23 protein-coding genes are annotated in these 17,680 nt (G+C 66.8%); 11 read left to right on the top strand and 12 right to left on the bottom strand.

Features of this window, described 5'->3' with window-relative positions; genetic code table 11:
- Positions 1-4 precede the first annotated feature (4 nt).
- Genes GGQ62_RS09180 through GGQ62_RS16700 form a run of 3 tightly spaced genes read right to left on the bottom strand, consistent with a single transcriptional unit; the run spans position 5 to position 3,029 of the window.
- Positions 5-1,213, bottom strand: coding sequence for an acyl-CoA dehydrogenase family protein (locus GGQ62_RS09180; protein ID WP_152577756.1), 1,209 nt, complete (start codon positions 1,211-1,213; stop codon positions 5-7).
- A gap of 11 nt (positions 1,214-1,224) precedes the next feature.
- Complete coding sequence (locus tag GGQ62_RS09175) at positions 1,225-2,322, bottom strand: acyl-CoA dehydrogenase family protein (protein WP_167649557.1); 1,098 nt, start codon at positions 2,320-2,322, stop codon at positions 1,225-1,227.
- Complete coding sequence (locus GGQ62_RS16700) at positions 2,319-3,029, bottom strand: limonene-1,2-epoxide hydrolase family protein (protein ID WP_243446639.1); 711 nt, start codon at positions 3,027-3,029, stop codon at positions 2,319-2,321. Before GGQ62_RS16700 ends, GGQ62_RS09175 begins: the two co-directional genes overlap by 4 nt.
- Before the next feature lie 49 nt (positions 3,030-3,078).
- On the opposite strand from GGQ62_RS16700, the gene GGQ62_RS09165 reads away from it, so the two are divergent.
- Complete coding sequence (locus GGQ62_RS09165; RefSeq protein WP_152577596.1) at positions 3,079-3,849, top strand: helix-turn-helix transcriptional regulator; 771 nt, start codon at positions 3,079-3,081, stop codon at positions 3,847-3,849.
- A gap of 39 nt (positions 3,850-3,888) precedes the next feature.
- On the opposite strand, the gene GGQ62_RS09160 is transcribed toward GGQ62_RS09165, so the two are convergent.
- From GGQ62_RS09160 to GGQ62_RS09150, 3 genes are read right to left on the bottom strand one after another with little or no spacing between them, the layout of a single operon-like run.
- Positions 3,889-4,551, bottom strand: a complete 663-nt coding sequence (locus tag GGQ62_RS09160; RefSeq protein WP_152577597.1) for a TPM domain-containing protein — start codon at positions 4,549-4,551, stop codon at positions 3,889-3,891.
- Positions 4,551-5,372, bottom strand: coding sequence for a TPM domain-containing protein (locus tag GGQ62_RS09155; RefSeq protein WP_152577598.1), 822 nt, complete (start codon positions 5,370-5,372; stop codon positions 4,551-4,553). Before GGQ62_RS09155 ends, GGQ62_RS09160 begins: the two co-directional genes overlap by 1 nt.
- A gap of 50 nt (positions 5,373-5,422) precedes the next feature.
- Positions 5,423-6,022, bottom strand: coding sequence for a LemA family protein (locus GGQ62_RS09150; RefSeq protein WP_152577599.1), 600 nt, complete (start codon positions 6,020-6,022; stop codon positions 5,423-5,425).
- 158 nt (positions 6,023-6,180) lie between these two features.
- On the opposite strand from GGQ62_RS09150, the gene mscL reads away from it, so the two are divergent.
- The 3 genes from mscL to GGQ62_RS09135 are packed head-to-tail and all read left to right on the top strand — an operon-like array spanning position 6,181 to position 7,612.
- Complete coding sequence (gene mscL, locus GGQ62_RS09145; protein ID WP_152577600.1) at positions 6,181-6,615, top strand: large conductance mechanosensitive channel protein MscL; 435 nt, start codon at positions 6,181-6,183, stop codon at positions 6,613-6,615.
- On the top strand, positions 6,612-7,166 hold the full coding sequence (locus GGQ62_RS09140) for a hypothetical protein (protein ID WP_152577601.1): 555 nt from the start codon (positions 6,612-6,614) through the stop codon (positions 7,164-7,166). Before mscL ends, GGQ62_RS09140 begins: the two co-directional genes overlap by 4 nt.
- Positions 7,163-7,612: an META domain-containing protein gene (locus GGQ62_RS09135; protein ID WP_152577602.1), complete on the top strand. Its 450-nt coding sequence runs from the start codon at positions 7,163-7,165 to the stop codon at positions 7,610-7,612. Before GGQ62_RS09140 ends, GGQ62_RS09135 begins: the two co-directional genes overlap by 4 nt.
- Positions 7,613-7,654: 42 nt before the next feature.
- Here the strand turns inward: GGQ62_RS09135 and GGQ62_RS09130 are convergent, their stop codons facing one another.
- The 5 genes from GGQ62_RS09130 to GGQ62_RS09110 all read right to left on the bottom strand — a co-directional run bounded on the left by GGQ62_RS09130 (position 7,655) and on the right by GGQ62_RS09110 (position 12,034).
- A complete protein-coding gene (locus tag GGQ62_RS09130) occupies positions 7,655-8,716 on the bottom strand; it encodes a sulfate/molybdate ABC transporter ATP-binding protein (RefSeq protein ID WP_152577603.1) in 1,062 nt (353 codons plus the stop codon).
- Positions 8,713-9,552 carry a sulfate ABC transporter permease subunit CysW gene (gene cysW / locus GGQ62_RS09125; RefSeq protein ID WP_152577604.1) on the bottom strand — a complete coding sequence of 280 codons (840 nt, stop codon included), beginning with the start codon at positions 9,550-9,552 and terminating at the stop codon, positions 8,713-8,715. The genes GGQ62_RS09130 and cysW overlap by 4 nt, the downstream gene beginning before the upstream one ends.
- Complete coding sequence (cysT, locus tag GGQ62_RS09120; RefSeq protein WP_152577605.1) at positions 9,549-10,388, bottom strand: sulfate ABC transporter permease subunit CysT; 840 nt, start codon at positions 10,386-10,388, stop codon at positions 9,549-9,551. Before cysT ends, cysW begins: the two co-directional genes overlap by 4 nt.
- An 81-nt stretch (positions 10,389-10,469) precedes the next feature.
- Positions 10,470-11,474, bottom strand: coding sequence for a sulfate ABC transporter substrate-binding protein (locus GGQ62_RS09115; protein ID WP_152577606.1), 1,005 nt, complete (start codon positions 11,472-11,474; stop codon positions 10,470-10,472).
- A 134-nt stretch (positions 11,475-11,608) separates the two neighbouring features.
- Positions 11,609-12,034 (bottom strand): RrF2 family transcriptional regulator, encoded by a 426-nt coding sequence (locus GGQ62_RS09110; protein ID WP_152577607.1) that lies wholly within the window; start codon positions 12,032-12,034, stop codon positions 11,609-11,611.
- 270 nt (positions 12,035-12,304) lie between these two features.
- Between GGQ62_RS09110 and GGQ62_RS09105 the strand changes: the two genes are divergently transcribed.
- Entirely contained in the window at positions 12,305-12,637 is a 333-nt protein-coding gene (locus GGQ62_RS09105) for a UrcA family protein (protein WP_152577608.1), read from the top strand.
- A 76-nt stretch (positions 12,638-12,713) separates the two neighbouring features.
- Here GGQ62_RS09105 and GGQ62_RS09100 read toward each other — a convergent pair whose 3' ends face one another.
- Positions 12,714-12,932 carry a hypothetical protein gene (locus tag GGQ62_RS09100; RefSeq protein WP_152577609.1) on the bottom strand — a complete coding sequence of 73 codons (219 nt, stop codon included), beginning with the start codon at positions 12,930-12,932 and terminating at the stop codon, positions 12,714-12,716.
- A 136-nt stretch (positions 12,933-13,068) separates the two neighbouring features.
- Between GGQ62_RS09100 and GGQ62_RS09095 the strand changes: the two genes are divergently transcribed.
- The 6 genes from GGQ62_RS09095 (at position 13,069) to GGQ62_RS09070 (ending at position 17,665) form a co-directional block, all read left to right on the top strand.
- A complete protein-coding gene (locus GGQ62_RS09095; protein WP_152577610.1) occupies positions 13,069-14,103 on the top strand; it encodes an alanine racemase in 1,035 nt (344 codons plus the stop codon).
- Positions 14,100-14,897, top strand: coding sequence for an MlaE family ABC transporter permease (locus GGQ62_RS09090; RefSeq protein ID WP_152577611.1), 798 nt, complete (start codon positions 14,100-14,102; stop codon positions 14,895-14,897). Before GGQ62_RS09095 ends, GGQ62_RS09090 begins: the two co-directional genes overlap by 4 nt.
- A complete protein-coding gene (locus tag GGQ62_RS09085) occupies positions 14,894-15,652 on the top strand; it encodes an ABC transporter ATP-binding protein (protein ID WP_152577612.1) in 759 nt (252 codons plus the stop codon). Before GGQ62_RS09090 ends, GGQ62_RS09085 begins: the two co-directional genes overlap by 4 nt.
- On the top strand, positions 15,649-16,227 hold the full coding sequence (locus tag GGQ62_RS09080) for a sigma-70 family RNA polymerase sigma factor (protein WP_243446640.1): 579 nt from the start codon (positions 15,649-15,651) through the stop codon (positions 16,225-16,227). The genes GGQ62_RS09085 and GGQ62_RS09080 overlap by 4 nt, the downstream gene beginning before the upstream one ends.
- Positions 16,224-16,949, top strand: coding sequence for an anti-sigma factor (locus GGQ62_RS09075; protein ID WP_152577613.1), 726 nt, complete (start codon positions 16,224-16,226; stop codon positions 16,947-16,949). The genes GGQ62_RS09080 and GGQ62_RS09075 overlap by 4 nt, the downstream gene beginning before the upstream one ends.
- Before the next feature lie 206 nt (positions 16,950-17,155).
- Positions 17,156-17,665: a fasciclin domain-containing protein gene (locus GGQ62_RS09070; protein ID WP_152577759.1), complete on the top strand. Its 510-nt coding sequence runs from the start codon at positions 17,156-17,158 to the stop codon at positions 17,663-17,665.
- Positions 17,666-17,680 lie beyond the last annotated feature (15 nt).

Raw genomic sequence — 17,680 nt, 5'->3', positions numbered from 1 at the left:
GGCGCTACAGGCCCAACACCGTCTTTGCGATGATGTTCTTCTGCACTTCGTTGGAACCGCCGAAGATCGTCCAGGCGCGGCTGTTGAGATAGGTCGGCATCGCCATCTGCGCCGGTTTCGATCCGATCGGTTCGGGACTTTCATTGCCATAGAGCGGACGTTCGGTGGCAAGCTGCAGGCCATCGAGGCTGAAGGTTTCGACGACCAGTTCGTCGATATGCTGGCGCAGGTTGGACGCGACAAGCTTGACCATCGAAGTCTGCGGGCCGGGCGATCGGCCCTGCGCCAGTTCACCCAGGATGCGCAACTCGGTCATTTCGAGCGCTTCGGCCTCCATCCGCAGTTTCGCCAGCCGGCGCCCATAGTCGGCGTCGGCGCCGAGCGCGCCGCCGTGGCCCGACGGCTGGTCACCCGCCAACCGTTCGAGCCGGTCGAGCTCGGCAAGCAGTCGCGGCGCCGCGCAGGAACCGCCACGCTCGTTCTCGAGCAGATATTTGGCGATCGTCCAGCCCTGGCCCTCGGCGCCGATGCGGTTTTCGACCAGCGCCTCGACATCGTCGAGGAAGACCTGGTTGACCTCATGGTCGCCGGCCATGCCGATGATCGGGCGGATGGTGACGCCGGGCTGGTGCATGTCGATGAGCAGGAAGGAGATGCCGGCCTGGGGCTTCACATCCGGGTCGGTGCGGGCGAGGCAGAACATCCAGTCGGCATAATGGGCGTGGGTCGTCCAGATCTTGGTGCCGTTGACGCGGTAACGGTTCCCGTCGCGCACGGCGCGGGTTTTCAGGCTGGCAAGGTCGCTGCCCGACCCGGGTTCGGAATAGCCCTGGCACCACAGCTCCTCACCGGTGAGGATGCGATCGAGGAAGCGCGCCTTTTGCGCCGGCGTGCCGAATCGCGCGATGACCGGGCCGACCAGCTTCAACCCCAGCACCGAAAGCGACGGCGCATCGGCAAGCGCGCATTCCTTTTCGAAGATATAGCGCTGCACCGGCGTCCAGCCGGTGCCGCCGACGTCCACCGGCCATTGATAGGCGAGCCAGCCCCTGGCGTGGAGAATGCGCTGCCATTCCAGGCCGATTTCGGGTTCGACGAACACCGACGGCGTGCCGTTCATGCCGTCGCGCAACCGTTGCGGCAGTTCGGCGGCGAGGAAATCGCGGACCTCGTCGCGAAAGGCCAGGTCGGCGGCGGAAAAGCGGATGTCCATGCGGGTCCCGATCAAGCAGCCTGGCGGTAATCGTCGATCGCGGCATTGGCATCGCCGAAGGTCAGCGCCAGCACGCGGATACGCTTCAGGCCATGGCCGATGACCAGTTCGTCGGTGACGCCCATGCCGCCGTGCAACTGGACAGCGGTATGGGCGACGGCCAGCGCGGCCTCCGCCACATAGGCCTTGGCGCCGGCGGCAGCGCGGGCGAAATCGGCATCGGGTGCCAGCGCGGCGCGGAAGACCTGCGACCGCGCCTGTTCGACCAGCACATAGGCGTCGGTCATTCGATGCTGGATGACCTGGAAGGCGCCGAGCGGCTGGCCGAACTGCGTGCGCGTCTTCACATAGGCGAGCGTCGTGTCGAACAGCAGCGTCATGATGCCGAGCATTTCGGCCGCCGCCGCCAGCCGCGCCATGGCGACAACGGGCCACAGTTTCGCCACCCCGCCGGCAAGGCGGGCATCGGCGGCGACCGTCACCTGGCGCAGGGTGATCTCGGCGGCGACCGAGCCGTCGGCGAGGCGGTAGCGGCGCCGGTCGACCCCCGGTGCAGCGGCGGGAGCGAGCCAGAAGCCGATGCCATCGGCCGTCTGTGCCGAGACGATCAGGGTGTCGGCGGCGCCGCCGGCCAGAACCGCGATCTTGGTGCCGTCGATCAGCACATCGGCGCCGACGGCCCTTGCCGTGGCACCGACATGCGCGAGGTTGTGGCGGGCGTCGCGTTCGGCATGGGCGAGGGCGACGAGGCGGTCCCCGGCGATCAGCGGCGCCAGAACGTCTGCCTGCTGGGCGGGCGTGCCGGCCGCGTCGAGCAAAGCCGCGGCGATGGCCGCTTCGAGCACCGGCTCGGCAATAAGGCCGCGGCCGAGCGCCTCCATGGCCAGCATCAGTTCCACACGGCCGGCGCCAAGCCCGCCATGGGCGGCCGAAACCGGCAGCGCCAGCACGCCGGTCGCTGCCAGCCGCGCCCAGTGGGTCGCGGAAAACCCGGTCTCCGCCAGCCGCGCGGCGCGGCGCGCGGTCAGGTCGGTGCCATAGCTGTCGCTGACGAAACGCTCGACAGCCGCCTTGAGCAGCGCCTGGTCCTCGGTCGGATCGAAATTCATGCGAGCTCCGTCGGCATTTGCCGCGAGAACTCGGCAAGGTCGAAATAATCGCGCCATACGGCAATCTTGCCGTTGCCGATCTCGAACACGCCCATGACGCGGATGACGATGGTTGTTTCACCAAGGCGGAAGCGATCGGTGCGCTCGGTCATCACCACCGGGCCGTTGGCGGCGATATGGTGAATTTCGAACGCGGCCTCGGTCACTGGAAAGGCAGCATAAAAGGCCTTGAAGGCGGCCAGGCCCGCGACCGGCGCCATCGGAACATTGTGATAGAGCAGGTTCTCGGCAAGGTGGGCGTGGATGGCGTCCCAATCCAGCCGATCCCAGGCGGCACAGAAATCGGTGACGATCGCCAGGGGCGTGACGGGGCTTTCCATGGCCGGCAGGTTGGCGGCCGGGACGCCGCCCCGCCACTGGGCTTTGTCGCAGGGGCGGGGCGCGCCGCCACGGAACCCGCGCGATATCCGGCCGTTGATCGGCAAACCAGACATTGAAGGAACGTCATCATGGGCAAGGGTTGTATTCTCTGGGCCGTCGGTATCCCTCTTCCGATCATCATCCTGTTGTACGTGTTCAACGTCCTGTAACCGCCTTCGCATGTCGGCGCCATTGCAGTGCCAAACCGCCCGGCGTAAGACGCCCTTGGACTCGGCCAGCGCAAACCCGGCGTAGGGGCGGCATTGTTCCCATCGGAACGTCGCCACGACCCCTGCGGATAGAGGTGCTGGCCGTCACGACATGGGGAGATGCGTGATGGACCTGACCGCCGATCTGGCTGCTGTCTCGGTAACAACGGTCGACGATGTGCGCGGCGCCGCGGAGGCGCTCCATGCGATTGCAATGCGTTGCGGCGGACTGCGCGCCGCGGTTTGCGACAATATCGCGTCGAAGGCGACGATGCTCGATGCCGAAGGCAATGTCATCGCCGCGGACGTGTTCGGCTGGACCGGCGAAGGCGAGCGGTGGTGGGCCGATTCGCGTCTGGCGCTGTCGTCGCCGCTGCCGCGGGCTTGTCGGTATGAATCAGAGCCGTTCTGGGCAAATGCCAGTGGCTTTCGCACCCGCCAGCCCAACCGCTATCTCGATCAGATCGGCCTCGACAATTTCGAGCGGCGGTCGCTGACGCGCGGCGCCATCGTGGTGCCGATCCACCAGCCGTTCGGCCAGATCGGCATCGTCACCTACAATTGCAAGGACAAGGAACGCGACGATCTCAGCGCCGAATTCGCCGAATTTGGCGATTATCTGGGGATTCTCGCCTATCGCTTCGTCTCCGGTTACACCAAGGCGCATCGCACGCGCCACTGGTTGCCGGGCGACACGCAACTGACCAAGCGCGAAGTCGAATGCCTGCGGTGGGCAAGCATCGGCAAGACCGACAAGGAAATCAGCCTCATCCTGTCGCGCAGCCATGCAACGGTGCGCTTCCACATCCAGAACGCCGGTGAAAAGCTCGACGCGGTGAACCGGTCGCAGACGATCTTCAAGGCGGCGCAGCTGGGATATCTGGGCGCGGCCGCATAGGGGCGCCGCGCGGCGCATGTCGGGCCCGAACCTTCGCCGCTAGATCTCGATCAGCCCGTCCGGAAGTTCGTTCACGTCATCGGCAAGCCGCGGGAAATGCGTGGCGAGGACGTCGCCGGCCAGGGCCACGGCTGCAACCACGCCGTCTGCCGGTCGACCGGCCTTGATGCCGGCGGTCAGCGCGGCGATCGTCGTGCCCCAATGGTCGGCCGGCACCCGGGCGTAGATCCCGGTATCGGCGATGACTTCGGCGATATGCTCGGGCTCGTCGATGTAGATGAGGACACCGGTGCGTCCAGCCGTCCGTTCGAGGCTGCGCGCCTTGAATTGCGTTAGCGCCGCACGGTGCACGCGGTCGCGGCGCAGGCCGCCGGGAGTCAGGGTGCGGCCGAGGCCGGTGAACCAGAGCAGCGCCAGCACCGCGCCGAAGACCAGCACCTGCAGGATGACCAATGCCTCGAGGCTGCGGGTTTCGAGTGCCGGTCCCTCGCTCCAGTCCCCGAACAGCGCCGACGGCGACCATCCGGCGACAAGCGCCGCCATCGGCACGGCGAGCGCCAGCAAGGTGGCCACCGACAGGACGGTGGCCGGGTAGCGATGAGATTCGGTCGACACGATGACGACGATCTCGCCCGCCGTCGTCGCTTCGGCATCGGCGATGGCCGTGGCCACGCGGGCGCGGTCGGTATCGGTGAACAACATTACCAGCTGCCCGACGATCCGCCGCCGCCAAAGCCGCCGCCGCCGCCTCCGAAGCCGCCGCCTCCGCCGCCCCAGCCGCCACCACCACCGCCGCCGCCCCAGCCGCCCATGCCCGGGCCCCAGAGGATGACGGGGCCGCTGCCGCGCCCACGCCGCTGCCGCGCGACGCTGATGACGACCCAGATGACGATGATGATGATCCAGATCACGGCGCCGAAGCCCGAGCCCGAGCGCTGCCGTCCGGCGCCCTGGCGTTCGCTCGCCGCCGCCGCGACCGCCGCCTGCTGGCGTTGGTCGGCGGGCAGTTGCAACAGGTTGATGATGGCATCGGTGCCGCCGACGACGCCTGCGGCCATGTCGCCGGCGCGGAACGACGGGATGATATCGCGGCGGATGATCTGCGAGGTCAGCGCGTCGGTCAGCACGCCTTCGAGGCCATAGCCGACTTCGATCCGCACCTTGCGTTCATTGGGGGCGACGATGAGCAGGGCGCCGTTGTTGGTGCCTTTCTGGCCGATGCCCCAGCTGCGGCCGAGCTGATAGCCATATTCGTCGATTTCATAGCCCTGGAGATCGGGAACCGTCGCCACGACCAGCTGGATGGTCGTGGCCTTTTCCAGCGCCGCCAGCCGGGCGTCGAGGCTGGCGCGGGTTTCAGGAGCCAGGATGCCGGCCGCATCGGTGACACGGCCATCGAGCTTGGGAAAGCTGGGCGCCGACCACGCCGGACCGGCGAGCGAAAGGACAAGCACAAGCGCCGCCAGGACAAAGGCGACCAGGCTCAGCCGGCTGGTGGTGCGGTCGTGCCGCCCGGGACTCATGTCAACTCCTGGCCCCGGCGGCCACGGCCGCCGGGTCTGGGTGGGGATCGTCAGAAGGCGACGGTCGGCGCGGTGTTGGCGTTGGTCGTCGTTGCCTTGAACGGCGGGATCGGCTCGCTGCCATAGATCACCTTGGCGGCGACGATCGACGGGAATGTGCGGATCTCGGTGTTATAGGACTGCACGGCCTCGTTATAGTCGCGGCGTGCCACCGTGATACGGTTTTCCGTGCCTTCGAGCTGCGACTGCAGCTGCAGGAAATTCTCGTTCGACTTCAGTTCGGGATATTTTTCGACCGTGACCAGCAGGCGGCCGAGCGCGCTGCCGACCTGCCCCTGCGCCTGTTCGAACGCGGCCATCTGCGCCGGGTCGCTCAGCTTGGACGGGTCGACGGTGACCTGGGTGGCGCTGGCGCGTGCCCGGGTGACGCTTTCGAGCACATCCTTTTCCTGCGCCGCGAAACCCTTCACGGTCGAAACCAGGTTCGGAATCAGGTCGGCGCGGCGCTGATACTGGTTTTCGACGTCGCCCCACTTGGCCTTGACGTTTTCTTCCTTGGTCGGGATCGAATTGACGCCGCAGGCCGACAGGCCGACTGCCAGTCCGGCGATGATGCCGATCCGCGCCAGGTTGCTTGCAATCCGCTGCATTGTTTCAAATCCTCACAACCGATGCCAACCGTCCCACCTGCCAAACAGGCTTTCACGGCCGTCGCGGTCCATGGCATGATGCCGGAACGCGACCGCGACATAGATAGTGCGACTGGCCGATTTTCAATAGGGTGCGGACCTGCAACGGAGAAATGCCGATGATTCAGGAGTTCAAGACGTTCATCGCACGCGGCAATGTGCTCGACCTAGCCGTCGCGGTGGTCATCGGCGCAGCGTTCGGCAAGATCGTTTCCTCCCTGACCGACGACATCATCATGCCGGTCATCGGCGCGATCACCGGCGGCGTGGATTTTTCCAGCTATTTCATCACCCTTGGCAGCATTCCCGCCACTTATGCCGGGTCGCCGAATGATTATGCGGCATTGAAGGCAGCCGGCGTGCCGATGATCGGCTTTGGCAGTTTCGTCACCGCGGTCATCAACTTCCTCATCATCGCCTTCGTGATCTTCCTCATCGTCCGCGCCGCCAATCGCGTCATCCGGCCCGCCGAGGCGCCCGCGCCGGCCGGCCCGACGCCGACCGAAGCGCTGCTCGCGGAGATCCGTGACGAACTGCGCGCCGGCCGGCCTTGATCACGCTGGCGCTCCTGCTCGCGGCCGCGACCCCGGCACCGCCGGCCGTGTCGCTGTACGGTGACCGGTTCTACCGGGGCCCGGCCGACGTCTTCACCACCGACCAGCCCCGCTTGCCCCGTGCGATCGCGCCCGAAAGCCTGAAGATCGTCGGGCGGTGGGAACTTTGCGCCGACCGCGACTACAAGGGCCAGTGTATGGAGATCGACCGCGATTATCCGGTCGCGGCGGGGCTTGGACAGGGCTTCAGCGTGCGTTCGTTGCGGCAATTGGCGACCGGCGACGGGGTCGCCCGGCCGACACCGAGCGTCACGCCCGGCGGCCCCAGCCTGGGCGGCGTCGCGTCGCGCTATTGGGCGGCGCCGACCTATGGCAATGAACGGGTGCTCGCTTGCCCGCGCGGCAAGGCGAACTTGAACTGCGCCCATGACACGGCCGAGGAACTGTGCCGGCGCGCCGGCTATCGTGTCGTGCGCTATTGGCAATTGCAGACCGTCGATGCGCGTGTTTATCTTGCCGACATCCTGTGCACCCGGAGTGACGAGAAATGACCAGGCGTGTCGTGTTGATCACTATCGGGCTGCTGGCGCTGTCGGCGTGTGCGAAGGAGGTGGCATTGGTCAAGGGTGACCTGCCGGCGCTCGGCGGCAGCCTGGAAGGCGGGCCGTGGCTGGTCGAGGATCTGAACGGCGGCGGCGTCCCCGACGGCGTGCGGGTCGATGCCACGTTCGAGCCGGGCGACCAGAACACCAGCGTCGTCTACGGCGCCGGCGGCTGCAATCGCTATCGCGGCAGCTGGCAGCAGACCGGTGCCACGGTCAAGTTCGGGCCGCTGGCGGGCACCATGATGATGTGCGAACCGGCCAAGATGGATACCGAGCGCAAGTTCCTGCAGACGATGGAAGCGGTGCGGACGGTCAGCTTCGACAGCACCGGCGCCGCCTTGCTGAAAGCCCCCGACGGGCGGACGATCAGGCTTCGCCGCGAGGCGAAATAGCGCGTCGCCGGCAGCGGTCGCCGGCAGGGCGATGACAATGATTCAACCTGATCGAGAGCCGCTCTGGTCCGCCGGATAGGCGCGGACCGTTGTCGGCACCAGCACCAGCGCTGCACCGGGGAGCAGGCCGGGCGGCAGATCGCCGATGCTCGCTTCGACGATGCTGCCATCGGGAAGGGCGGTTTCGAGTGCGGCCGCGGCGCCGGTGCGCTGCAGGCGGCGCAGGGTCACGGCCAGGCCCGGCCCATCCGCGCTGCCAATGCGGAACTCGTGCGGGCGGATGAAGCCCGTTGCCGGGCCATCGGCGATCGGTGGTGCCGTGTTGGGCAGGACGACGCCGCCGATGTCGATCCCGCCTTCGCGCGCCGTGCAATCGATCCGGTTGGCGCCGCCGAGGAAGTCGCAGACAAAGGCCGTCGCCGGGCGGTTCCAGACATTTTCGGGTGTGTCGATCTGCTCGATAGCGCCTCTGTTCATCACCACGACGCGGTCGGCGAGGTCGAGCGCCTCCTCCTGGTCATGGGTGACGAACACCGACGTCAGCCCCATGCGGTCATGCACATCGCGCAGCCACCGCCGCAGGTCCTTGCGGACCTTGGCATCGAGGGCACCGAACGGTTCATCGAGCAACAGGATGCGCGGTTCGACGGCCAGCGCGCGCGCCAGGGCGACGCGCTGGCGCTGGCCACCCGAAAGCTGCGACGGATAGCGGTCGCCCAGATGCGACAGCTGCACAAGGTCGAGCAGTTCGGTAACGCGCGCCGCGATCGCCGCCGCCGCCGGCCGGCTGGCGCGTGGCCGTACCGACAGGCCGAAACCGATATTGTCCGCCACCGTCATGTGGCGGAACAGGGCGTAATGCTGGAAAACGAAGCCGACCCGGCGGTCGCGGGCACCGGTGCCGGCCATGTCCTCCCCGGCGATGGCGATGCTGCCGCTGTCGGGGAATTCCAGCCCGGCGAGGACGCGCAGCAGCGTCGTCTTTCCCGACCCCGATGGTCCGAGCAGCGCCAGGAATTCGCCATCGGCCGCATCGAGGCTGACATTGTCGAGCGCGGTGAAGGCGCCGAACTGCTTGACGACATTGCGGGCTGAAACGCTCAAAGTGCTTTCCCTGCCAATTGCCCGGCATAGCGCCATTCGAGCAGCGTCTTGACCACCAGTGTCACCAGCGCAAGCCCGGCGAGCAGCGAGGCGACGGCAAAGGCGGCGACGAAATTATACTCGTTGTAGAGGATCTCGATGTGCAGCGGCAGGGTATTGGTGCGGCCGCGGATATGGCCTGACACGACCGATACAGCGCCGAATTCGCCCATGGCGCGGGCATTGCACAGCAGCACCCCATACAGCAGTCCCCAGCGGATGTTCGGCAGCGTCACCTTGAGGAAAGTGGTGATCGGCGAGGCGCCGAGCGACAGCGCGGCCTCCTCCTCATCGCGGCCCTGTTCCTCCATCAACGGGATGAGCTCACGCGCGACAAAGGGGAAGGTGACGAACAGCGTGGCAAGGACGATGCCGGGAACTGCGAAGATGATCGGCAGGCCCTGGTCGCGAAACCATGGCCCGAACCAGCCATCGACGCCGAACACCAGCACAAAGATCAGCCCCGACACGACCGGCGAGACCGAAAACGGCAGGTCGATGAAGGTGATCAGCAGCGAACGGCCGCGGAAGTCGAACTTGGCGATCGCCCAGCTGGCGGCGAGGCCGAACACGATGTTGATCGGAACCGCGATGGCGGCAATTGTCAGCGTGAGGCGCAGCGCGGCGCGGGCATCGGGGTCGACGATCGCGCGGGCATAGGTGTCGGCGCCCTTTCGAAACGCCTCGGCGAAGACCACCGCCAGCGGCAGCGCCAGGTTGAGCAGCAGGAACAGCAACGCCGCGCCGATGAGCAGCCAGCGCAGCCAGCGCGGCTCGGTGGTCGATCCCGGTGTCATGCCAGCGTCCGCCGGCGCTGCCAGTTTTGCAGCAAATTGGTGAACAAAAGCAGGATGAAGCTGGCGACGAGCATCGTCACAGCGATGGCGGTCGCGCCGGCGATATTATGTTGTTCGAGCTGGACGACGATCAGCAGCGGCGCGATTTCGGTTCGATACGGCATGTTGCCGGCGATGAAGATCACCGAGCCATATTCGCCGACGCCGCGCGCGAAGGCGAGCGCGAAGCCGGTCAGCAGCGCCGGGCCCAGCGCCGGCAGGATGACCCGGGCGAACGTCTGCCAGCGCGTGGCGCCCAGGCTGGCGGCGGCTTCCTCCACGTCCAGCCCAAGGTCGGCGAGCACCGGTTCGACCGTGCGGACGACGAACGGCAGGCCAACGAAGACCAGCGCGATCACGACGCCGAGCGGTGTGAAGGCAACATCGATGCCCCATGGTGCGAGCACGCCGCCGATCCAGCCATTAGGGGCATACAGCGCCGTCAGCGCGATGCCCGCCACGGCGGTCGGCAGGGCAAATGGCAGGTCGACGAGCGCCGACACCAGCCGGCGGCCCGGAAAGCGATAGCGGACCAGAACCCATGCCGTCAGCAGGCCGAAGACGGCGTTGATAAGGGCCGCGATGGCCGCCGCACCGAAACTGAGCCGATAGGCCTGCAGGGCGCGATCCGACAAAGCGACGGCGACGAACCCCTGCCAGCCGAGACCGGCGGCGCGGATGAACACGGCCGACAGCGGGATCAGCACGATGACCGACAACAGGGTCAGGGTGATGCCGAAGGTCACCCCGAAACCGGGGATGATCGACGGCCGCACGTTGAGGATGCCGGTGCGCATGGCGCTGACTTGCCGGGTCGCCGGCGATACCGCAACCGTTCCGACCGCGATGGCCGTCACCCGCGTCGGCCCGTCGGCGCGTCAGTGTGGCGCTGAGGCATAGATCTGGTCGAACTGGCCATTGTCGGAAAAGAAGATTTTCTGGGCCTTGGTCCAGCCGCCGAAGTTGCGATCGATGTCGAACAGCCGGATGTCGGGGAACTGCGCCGCATAGCGCGCCGCGACCTCGGGGTCGCGCGGGCGATAGCCGTTGCGCGCGATCATCTCCTGTGCCGTCGGCGTGTAGAGATATTGCAGATAGGCTTCGGCAACGGCGCGGGTGCCGCGGCGATCGACGACCTTGTCGACAACGGCGACCGGGGGCTCGGCGCGGATCGAGATGGAGGGAACGACGATTTCGAACCGGTCGGCGCCAAGTTCGCGCGTCGCCAATATGGCTTCATTTTCCCAGGTCAGCAGCACATCGCCGATACCGCGCTCGGCAAAGGTCGTGGTCGCGCCGCGGGCGCCGGAATCGAGCACCGGCACACGGCCCAGCAGCTTTGCGACATAGTCGCGGGCGCCGCGCGCCGACCCGGTGGTTTTCTGGCCATAGCCCCAGGCAGCCAGGAAGATCCAGCGTGCGCCGCCGCCGGTCTTGGGGTTGGCCATGACGACCTTGACGCCGGGCTTTACCAGGTCGTTCCAGTCCTTGATGCCCTTCGGATTGCCCTTGCGGACAAGAAACACGATTGTCGACCAATAGGGCGTCGACTTGTACGGCAGCCGCGCCTGCCAGCCGGGATCGACCAGCTTGCCGCGGCGGGCGATCTCGTCGATGTCGCCGGACAGGGCGAGGGTGACGACATCGGCGTCGAGCCCGTCGATGACCGACCGCGCCTGTTTGCCCGACCCGCCATGCGACTGGTTGATGGTGACGCTGGTCCCGGTCCTGGCCTTCCATTCGGCGGCGAAGGCGGTGTTGACGGCGCGATAGAGCTCGCGCGTGGGATCATAGCTGGCATTGAGGATGGTGACCGGCTGCGCGACGCCGGCAGCCGCAGGCAGCAACGCCAGCGCGGCGGCAAGGATCAGGCGACGGATCAAATTGTCAAAACCCCAACGGACATGGCCCCACGCTATTCCCACCCGCCGAATAGGCAATCACGGATTTGTTGGCATTGCTAAAGCCAGCCTTCGGGCGTCCGTTCGGGAACGTTCCGGAACGGCCGTCGTTCCGGTCAGGCCGCTTCGCGGTCAATCGACAGATCGGCGAGGCTGGTGTGGTCGAGAATGGCGGCGGTGTTGTCGCGAACGACCAGCATCGTCTTGCGGATGACGCAGGTGCTTTCCTCGAAACAATCGGCGCAACGCTGATAGGCTGTCATCGAAACGCAGGGCACCAGCGCCAGTGGCCCTTCGATCAGCCGGATGATGTCGCCAAAGCTGATCTGGCTGGCCGGTCGCGCGAGCCGATAGCCGCCGGCCTTGCCGCGATAGCTTTCGACCAGGCCGCCGTTCTTCAAGTCGAGAAGGATGATCTCGAGGAACTTTCGCGGCAATTTCTGGTGGGCCGCAATGACCGAAATCGGCACAGGCGCGATGCCACCAGAGCGGGCGATGAAGATGAGCGCGCGCAACGCGTAACGGGACCGTTGGGTGAGCATGGCTGGCGCGCTCTATGCACGCGGGGGGTCGCGACGGCAAGCTTTCGGCACTTCGGCGACACGCTCGGTCACAAATCCCGGAACTTGGCGCAACGGCCCAATTTATTGGAAAATTTTCGTAGATTGACATGGCGTGTTAGTCTCGCACATCAGACAAGTCTCTGAAAACACGCCAATTTCCTGAAGCCGCAACGGTTGGCACGAAGCCTGCATTGCTGTTGGCATGGAGGCCTGGATGGTCCGGGCGCTCCACCAAACAGGAGCAATGCCATGTTCACCACCGCCCCCACCGCTTTCGGCCGCACCTTCGTCGCCACGCTCGGCACCGCCCTTTTCGCCGGCGTCTGCCTGTTCGGCGCCACCGCTCCGGCCGCTGCCGCGCCTGCTGACGCCCATGCCCGGACCATCGCCTATGGCGACCTCAACCTTGCCAGCGACAGTGGCCGCAAGACGCTCGATGCGCGCATTCGCCAGGCGGCCCGCGCCGTGTGTGAAACGGGCGGCAATGATGTGCGCTCGCTCGACGCCGAATCGCGCTGCATCCACGTTGCCATCGGCGAAGCCCGTGCCAAGGTCTACACCGCCAGCGCCAGCGCCAATTGATCGGCGCGCCGTGCCACCCGCCGGCGGCAGTGTCCCATGATGGACGCTGCCGCCGGTCGCGTGTCAGCCGGTCGTGTCAGCCGGTTGTGCGGTTGATGATCCGGCCGTCGGGCAGATAGACTTTTTCCGCCGTCACATATTCGCCCTTGGGCGTGCAGATACCGCCGGGGTCGCGCTGACGCATCTTGGCGCAGAATTCGGTGTCGGGGCGCTGGTTCTGCGCCGCCACCGGGACAGCCAGCGTGGCGATGCCCAAGGCGAGCAGCAGCGACGACAAGAGGCGGGCGGTGGTCATTATGGTTCCAGAGCTCCTGTAGCTGGAGCAGGCGTGGTGATACACGACTGCGCCTGACACCGACATGAATAGCATTCGCGGCACGGCCTTGCCAGAAGGCGTGACAGGCGTCGTCGTCATGGCTAGTCCAGACAGGATGCCAGCGTCTCCTCTTTCGGCCCGGTTGCATGTCGACACCGCGGCGATCGTCGCCAACTGGCGGCGCTTCGCTGTCGCCAGCGGGCCCGCGGACTGCGGTGCCGCGATCAAGGCGGATGGCTATGGTCTCGGCGCCAGGCCGGTACTGGCGGCGTTGGCGGCGGCGGGCTGCCGCGACGCCTTTGTTGCGCATTGGGACGAAGTGGCAGCGCTCGGCCCGTTGCCGGAGGGCGTGCGCGTCGCAGTGCTGCACGGCGCCGCGCCTGCCGAAATCGGCATGGCGATGACATTGCCGGCGCGGCCGGTGCTGGTCACCGCTGCCCAGGTGGCAGCGTGGCGGGCCACCGGGCGCCCCTGCGACATCATGGTCGATACCGGGATGAACCGGCTCGGCCTGTCGCCGGCAGAGGCGGTGTCGGGGCTTCTCGACGGCCTTGCCGTCGACACGCTGCACAGCCACCTCGCCTGCACCGAAGAGCCCCTGCATCCGCTCAACGCCGCCCAGCGCGCTGTCTTTGCCGATGTCGCCGCACGGGTCCCGGCGCGGCGATACGCCCTTGCCAATTCGGGTGGTGTCTGCCTCGGTCCAGACTATGTCTTCGGGCTGACGCGCCCCGGAATCGGGCTCTATGGCGGCGGTGCTGCGCCCGGGGGCGCTCGTCTCGACCCCGTCGTGCAGCTCTCGGCGCCGGTGTTGCAGGTTCGCGATGTGCCGCCGGGCGGCGGCGTCGGCTATGGGGCCAGCTTCGTCGCGGCGCGGCCGACGCGCGTTGCCGTCGTCGGCCTGGGCTATGCGGACGGCTATCCGCGCAGCGCCGCGGGCTTCGGTGTCGTGGACGGGGTCGTCTGTCCGCTGATCGGCCGGGTGTCGATGGACCTGACGACCTTCGATGTCACCGATGCCCCGGCGGCGCGCGAAGGCAGCTGGATCGACGTCGGTTTCGACCTTGCCGCCATGGCCGCGGCGAGTGGCCGATCGCAATATGAGTTGCTTACCGGGCTTGGGCGTCGCTATGCCCGGACGTATAGATGACCGGCCTGGCCACCACCCTTGCGCACGCGCTGATCGCCCTTGGCGGGGTCGTGGTGGCGTTGTTTGCCAGCATCGGGCGGCTGACGCGCTTTGCCGGCACGGCAATCGGCCGGCTGGTGCGGCCGCCCTGGTATCCGGTGCAGCTGTTCGAACAGATGCTGGTGATCGGCTATTTCTCCCTGCCCGTCGTCGGACTTACGGCGTTGTTCACCGGGTCGGCGCTGGCGCAGCAGATCTATATCGGCGGCAGCCGCTTCAACGCATCCTCGACGGTGCCGGCGGTGACGGTCATCGGCATCGTGCGCGAACTGGGGCCGGTGCTCGGCGGGCTGATGGTTGCCGGCCGGGTTGCCAGCGCGATGGCGGCGGAACTCGGCACGATGCGGGTCACCGAACAGATCGACGCACTGACGACGTTGCGCACAGATCCCTATCGATACCTTGTCGGCCCCCGGATCGTCGCGGCCGTGCTGGTCATGCCGATCCTCGTGCTGGTGTCCAATGCGCTGGGCGTGATGGGCGGATGGCTGCTGGCGACCGGCCGGCTGGGGTTCAATTCGGCATCCTATCTCAATACCACCGCATCGTTCCTGAAGGCCGACGACGTCTGGTCATCGATGGTCAAGGCCGCGGTGTTCGGCTTTTTCATCGCGCTGATGGGCTGCTACCATGGTTATCATTCATCGGGCGGTGCCGCGGGCGTCGGCCGGGCAACGACCAATGCCGTGGTATCGGCATTCATTCTCATTTTGTTGTCGAACCTAATCATCACCGTGATCGTTTTCGGTTCATGACACCGAAGATCCAACTTTCCGATGTCCACAAGCGCTTCGGGCCCAAGGTCGTCCTGAACGGAGTCGACCTGTCGGTCGCACCCGCCGAATCGATGGTCATCATCGGCGGGTCCGGCACCGGCAAGTCGGTGACGATCAAGTGCATCCTTGGGTTGCTGCGACCCGATTCCGGCAGCATCAAGGTCGATGGCGTCGATGTCGCCGGCCTGTCGGGGCGGGCGCTGGCGGCGCATCAGGCACGATTCGGCATGTTGTTCCAGGGCGGGGCGCTGTTCGATTCGCTCCCCGTGTGGCGCAACGTCAGCTTCGCCCTGTCGGGCGGGGCCGCCGATCGGCGCGCCGCCGCGATCGACAATCTGGCACGGGTGGGACTTGGCGCCGACATCGCCGACCTGCGGCCGTCGGAATTGTCCGGCGGCATGCAGAAGCGCGTCGCGCTGGCGCGGGCAATCGCGGTGCGCCCCGAAATCCTGTTCTTTGACGAGCCGACGACCGGCCTTGACCCGATCATGGCCGATGTCATCAACGATCTGATCCGCAATCTGGTCACCGACCTCAAGATTACCGCGCTGACCATCACCCATGACATGTCGAGCGTGCGCAAGATCGCCGACAGCGTCGCGATGCTGTATGAAGGGCGGATCATCTGGCACGGGCCCAGGGATGGCATCGATTCGGCCGGCAACCCTTATGTCGACCAGTTCGTCCATGGTCGTGCCGAAGGCCCGATCCGCATGCAGGTGCGGCGGCTGTGACGGCGCGGACGCCCCAAGGCAGCGCCGGTGCCGATGCGCTGGCGCAGTTGCTGGCACAGTCGGCTGCCGGCGACGCAGCGGCGTTTCGTGACTTTTACGATCGGACATCGGCGAAGCTATTCGGGATCATCCTGCGTATCTTGGTCGAACGCGGCGAAGCCGAGGATGTTCTGCAGGAGGTTTTTGTGACGATCTGGCGAAAGGCGGCCGAATTCGACGCGTCGCGCGCCAGCCCGATCACCTGGGCAGCCACGATCGCCCGCAACCGCGCCATCGACCGGCTGCGCGCGCGCGGCAGCCGCCCGTCGGTGCCCATCGACGATGCCATGCAGGTCCGTGACGAGCGTCCCGATGCGCCGGCCCTGATCGATAGCGCCGGCGATGTCGCGCGGGTTCAGGCTGCGCTCGATGCGCTCGAACCCCGCCACGCCGCGGCGATCCGCAGCTGTTATTTCGAAGGCATGACCTATGAGGTGCTCGCGGCACGCGAGGGTGTTCCCGTCGGCACGCTGAAAAGCTGGGTGCGGCGTGGCATGATCCGCATGAAACAGGGCCTGGGAGTTGGCCCGTCATGACCGGCGACGATCCGATGGACGGCCTTGGCGCCGACGAGATGCTGGCGATGGACTTCGCGCTGGGCACGCTCGGCCGCGCCGACCGCCAGGCAGCGATACTGCGCATGCGATCCGACCCCGGTTTTCGGGCCCTGGTGGAGGCGTGGCAGGCGGCCTTGTCCCCGCTCGATGCCGAAACACCTGCCGTCGCACCGCCGGCTGACGTGTGGACCGCGATCGCTGCCGAACTGACTCCAGTGGCGACACCGGTGCCGGCGCGGGTCGAAGCCTCGGGCCTTTGGCACAGCCTCGCCTTTTGGCGCAGCCTGGCGCTGGCCGCCACGGCCGCGGCGGCAATCGCTGCGCTGCAGATCGGGCCCGCGCCGCAGCCGCCGGGCGCGCCGCCGCAGTTGCTGGTCGCCGCGCTTGCAGGTGCCGATGGCACGCCCCTGCTGTCTGCCGCTTATGATCCGTTGCGCGGCGCGGTGGTGCTGACGCCGGCGACACAACGCGACGATGCCGGAAAGTCGCCTGAGCTCTGGGTGATCGAAGGCGAGAAGCCGCCGCGATCGCTGGGTGTCATCGATATCCGTGGCCCCAACGCCCATGTGGTGTCGTCCCGCCAGATCGCCGGGCTGGCGGCGGGGTCGGTGCTCGCCATCTCCATCGAGCCTTTGGGCGGATCACCGACCGGCCAGCCGACCGGTCCGGTCGTGGCGACGGGGAAACTGTCCGCGATCTGACAGGCGAACGTTGCGATGGGGGCACATTGCCGCAAGCGACGATTGGGCCTGCAACCGCACCGCGGCGGTTCGCGTAGATGGCATGTCCCACAGGATGGGGCCGCCAGTTTCTACCGGGAGATCCTATGACCAATTCCAAGCTGATCGGGACCGCGCTGTTCGCCATCGCGGCCGCCGGCCTGTCCGCCGCGCCGACGGCAGCGCAGATGGCAGCTGCCCCGGCCATGGCCGGCAAGTCCGTGATGGTCGGCGGCGCCGCCATGCTGCCGACACGCGACATCATCGACAACGCCGTCAATTCCAAGGACCACACGACGCTGGTCGCCGCCGTGAAGGCGGCGGGGCTGGTCGACACGTTGAAGGGCGCGGGGCCGTTCACCGTGTTTGCGCCGACCAACGCGGCGTTCGCCAAGCTGCCGGCCGGCACGGTCGATACGCTGCTGCAGCCTGCCAACAAGGCAACGCTGACCGCGGTGCTGACCTATCATGTCGTAGCCGGCAAGATGAACGCCAAGGACATCGCTGCTGCCATCAAGTCCGGTGGCGGCAAGGCAACCCTGACCACGGTTCAGGGCGCGCCGCTGACGGCGTCGATGATGGGCAAGACGCTGGTGCTGACCGATGCCAAGGGCGGTACGTCGCGCGTCACCATCGGCGACGTCAACCAGTCGAACGGCGTCATCCACGTCGTCGATACGGTGCTGCTGCCGCAGTAAACCAGTCGCACCGAC

Origin of the sequence: Polymorphobacter fuscus, from assembly GCF_011927825.1 — a bacterium.
Classification (GTDB): Bacteria; Pseudomonadota; Alphaproteobacteria; order Sphingomonadales; family Sphingomonadaceae; genus Sandarakinorhabdus; species Sandarakinorhabdus fusca.
The sequence above is the reverse complement of the archived record's forward strand: the minus strand, read 5'-3'. Positions and strand labels throughout refer to the sequence as shown.

What these genes read in the sequence shown, in the direction of transcription:
- GGQ62_RS09085 (WP_152577612.1), top strand. Translation starts at nt 14,894, where the DNA reads ATGACACCGAAGATCCAACTTTCCGATGTCCACAAGCGCTTCGGGCCC.
- GGQ62_RS09110 (WP_152577607.1), bottom strand. Translation starts at nt 12,034, where the DNA reads ATGCTCACCCAACGGTCCCGTTACGCGTTGCGCGCGCTCATCTTCATC.
- GGQ62_RS09100 (WP_152577609.1), bottom strand. Translation starts at nt 12,932, where the DNA reads ATGACCACCGCCCGCCTCTTGTCGTCGCTGCTGCTCGCCTTGGGCATC.
- GGQ62_RS09165 (WP_152577596.1), top strand. Translation starts at nt 3,079, where the DNA reads ATGGACCTGACCGCCGATCTGGCTGCTGTCTCGGTAACAACGGTCGAC.
- GGQ62_RS09075 (WP_152577613.1), top strand. Translation starts at nt 16,224, where the DNA reads ATGACCGGCGACGATCCGATGGACGGCCTTGGCGCCGACGAGATGCTG.
- GGQ62_RS09070 (WP_152577759.1), top strand. Translation starts at nt 17,156, where the DNA reads ATGGCAGCTGCCCCGGCCATGGCCGGCAAGTCCGTGATGGTCGGCGGC.
- cysW (WP_152577604.1), bottom strand. Translation starts at nt 9,552, where the DNA reads ATGACACCGGGATCGACCACCGAGCCGCGCTGGCTGCGCTGGCTGCTC.
- GGQ62_RS09090 (WP_152577611.1), top strand. Translation starts at nt 14,100, where the DNA reads ATGACCGGCCTGGCCACCACCCTTGCGCACGCGCTGATCGCCCTTGGC.
- mscL (WP_152577600.1), top strand. Translation starts at nt 6,181, where the DNA reads ATGATTCAGGAGTTCAAGACGTTCATCGCACGCGGCAATGTGCTCGAC.
- GGQ62_RS09105 (WP_152577608.1), top strand. Translation starts at nt 12,305, where the DNA reads ATGTTCACCACCGCCCCCACCGCTTTCGGCCGCACCTTCGTCGCCACG.
- GGQ62_RS09155 (WP_152577598.1), bottom strand. Translation starts at nt 5,372, where the DNA reads ATGAGTCCCGGGCGGCACGACCGCACCACCAGCCGGCTGAGCCTGGTC.
- GGQ62_RS09150 (WP_152577599.1), bottom strand. Translation starts at nt 6,022, where the DNA reads ATGCAGCGGATTGCAAGCAACCTGGCGCGGATCGGCATCATCGCCGGA.
- GGQ62_RS09135 (WP_152577602.1), top strand. Translation starts at nt 7,163, where the DNA reads ATGACCAGGCGTGTCGTGTTGATCACTATCGGGCTGCTGGCGCTGTCG.
- GGQ62_RS09180 (WP_152577756.1), bottom strand. Translation starts at nt 1,213, where the DNA reads ATGGACATCCGCTTTTCCGCCGCCGACCTGGCCTTTCGCGACGAGGTC.
- GGQ62_RS09175 (WP_167649557.1), bottom strand. Translation starts at nt 2,322, where the DNA reads ATGAATTTCGATCCGACCGAGGACCAGGCGCTGCTCAAGGCGGCTGTC.
- cysT (WP_152577605.1), bottom strand. Translation starts at nt 10,388, where the DNA reads ATGCGCACCGGCATCCTCAACGTGCGGCCGTCGATCATCCCCGGTTTC.
- GGQ62_RS09160 (WP_152577597.1), bottom strand. Translation starts at nt 4,551, where the DNA reads ATGTTGTTCACCGATACCGACCGCGCCCGCGTGGCCACGGCCATCGCC.
- GGQ62_RS09095 (WP_152577610.1), top strand. Translation starts at nt 13,069, where the DNA reads ATGCCAGCGTCTCCTCTTTCGGCCCGGTTGCATGTCGACACCGCGGCG.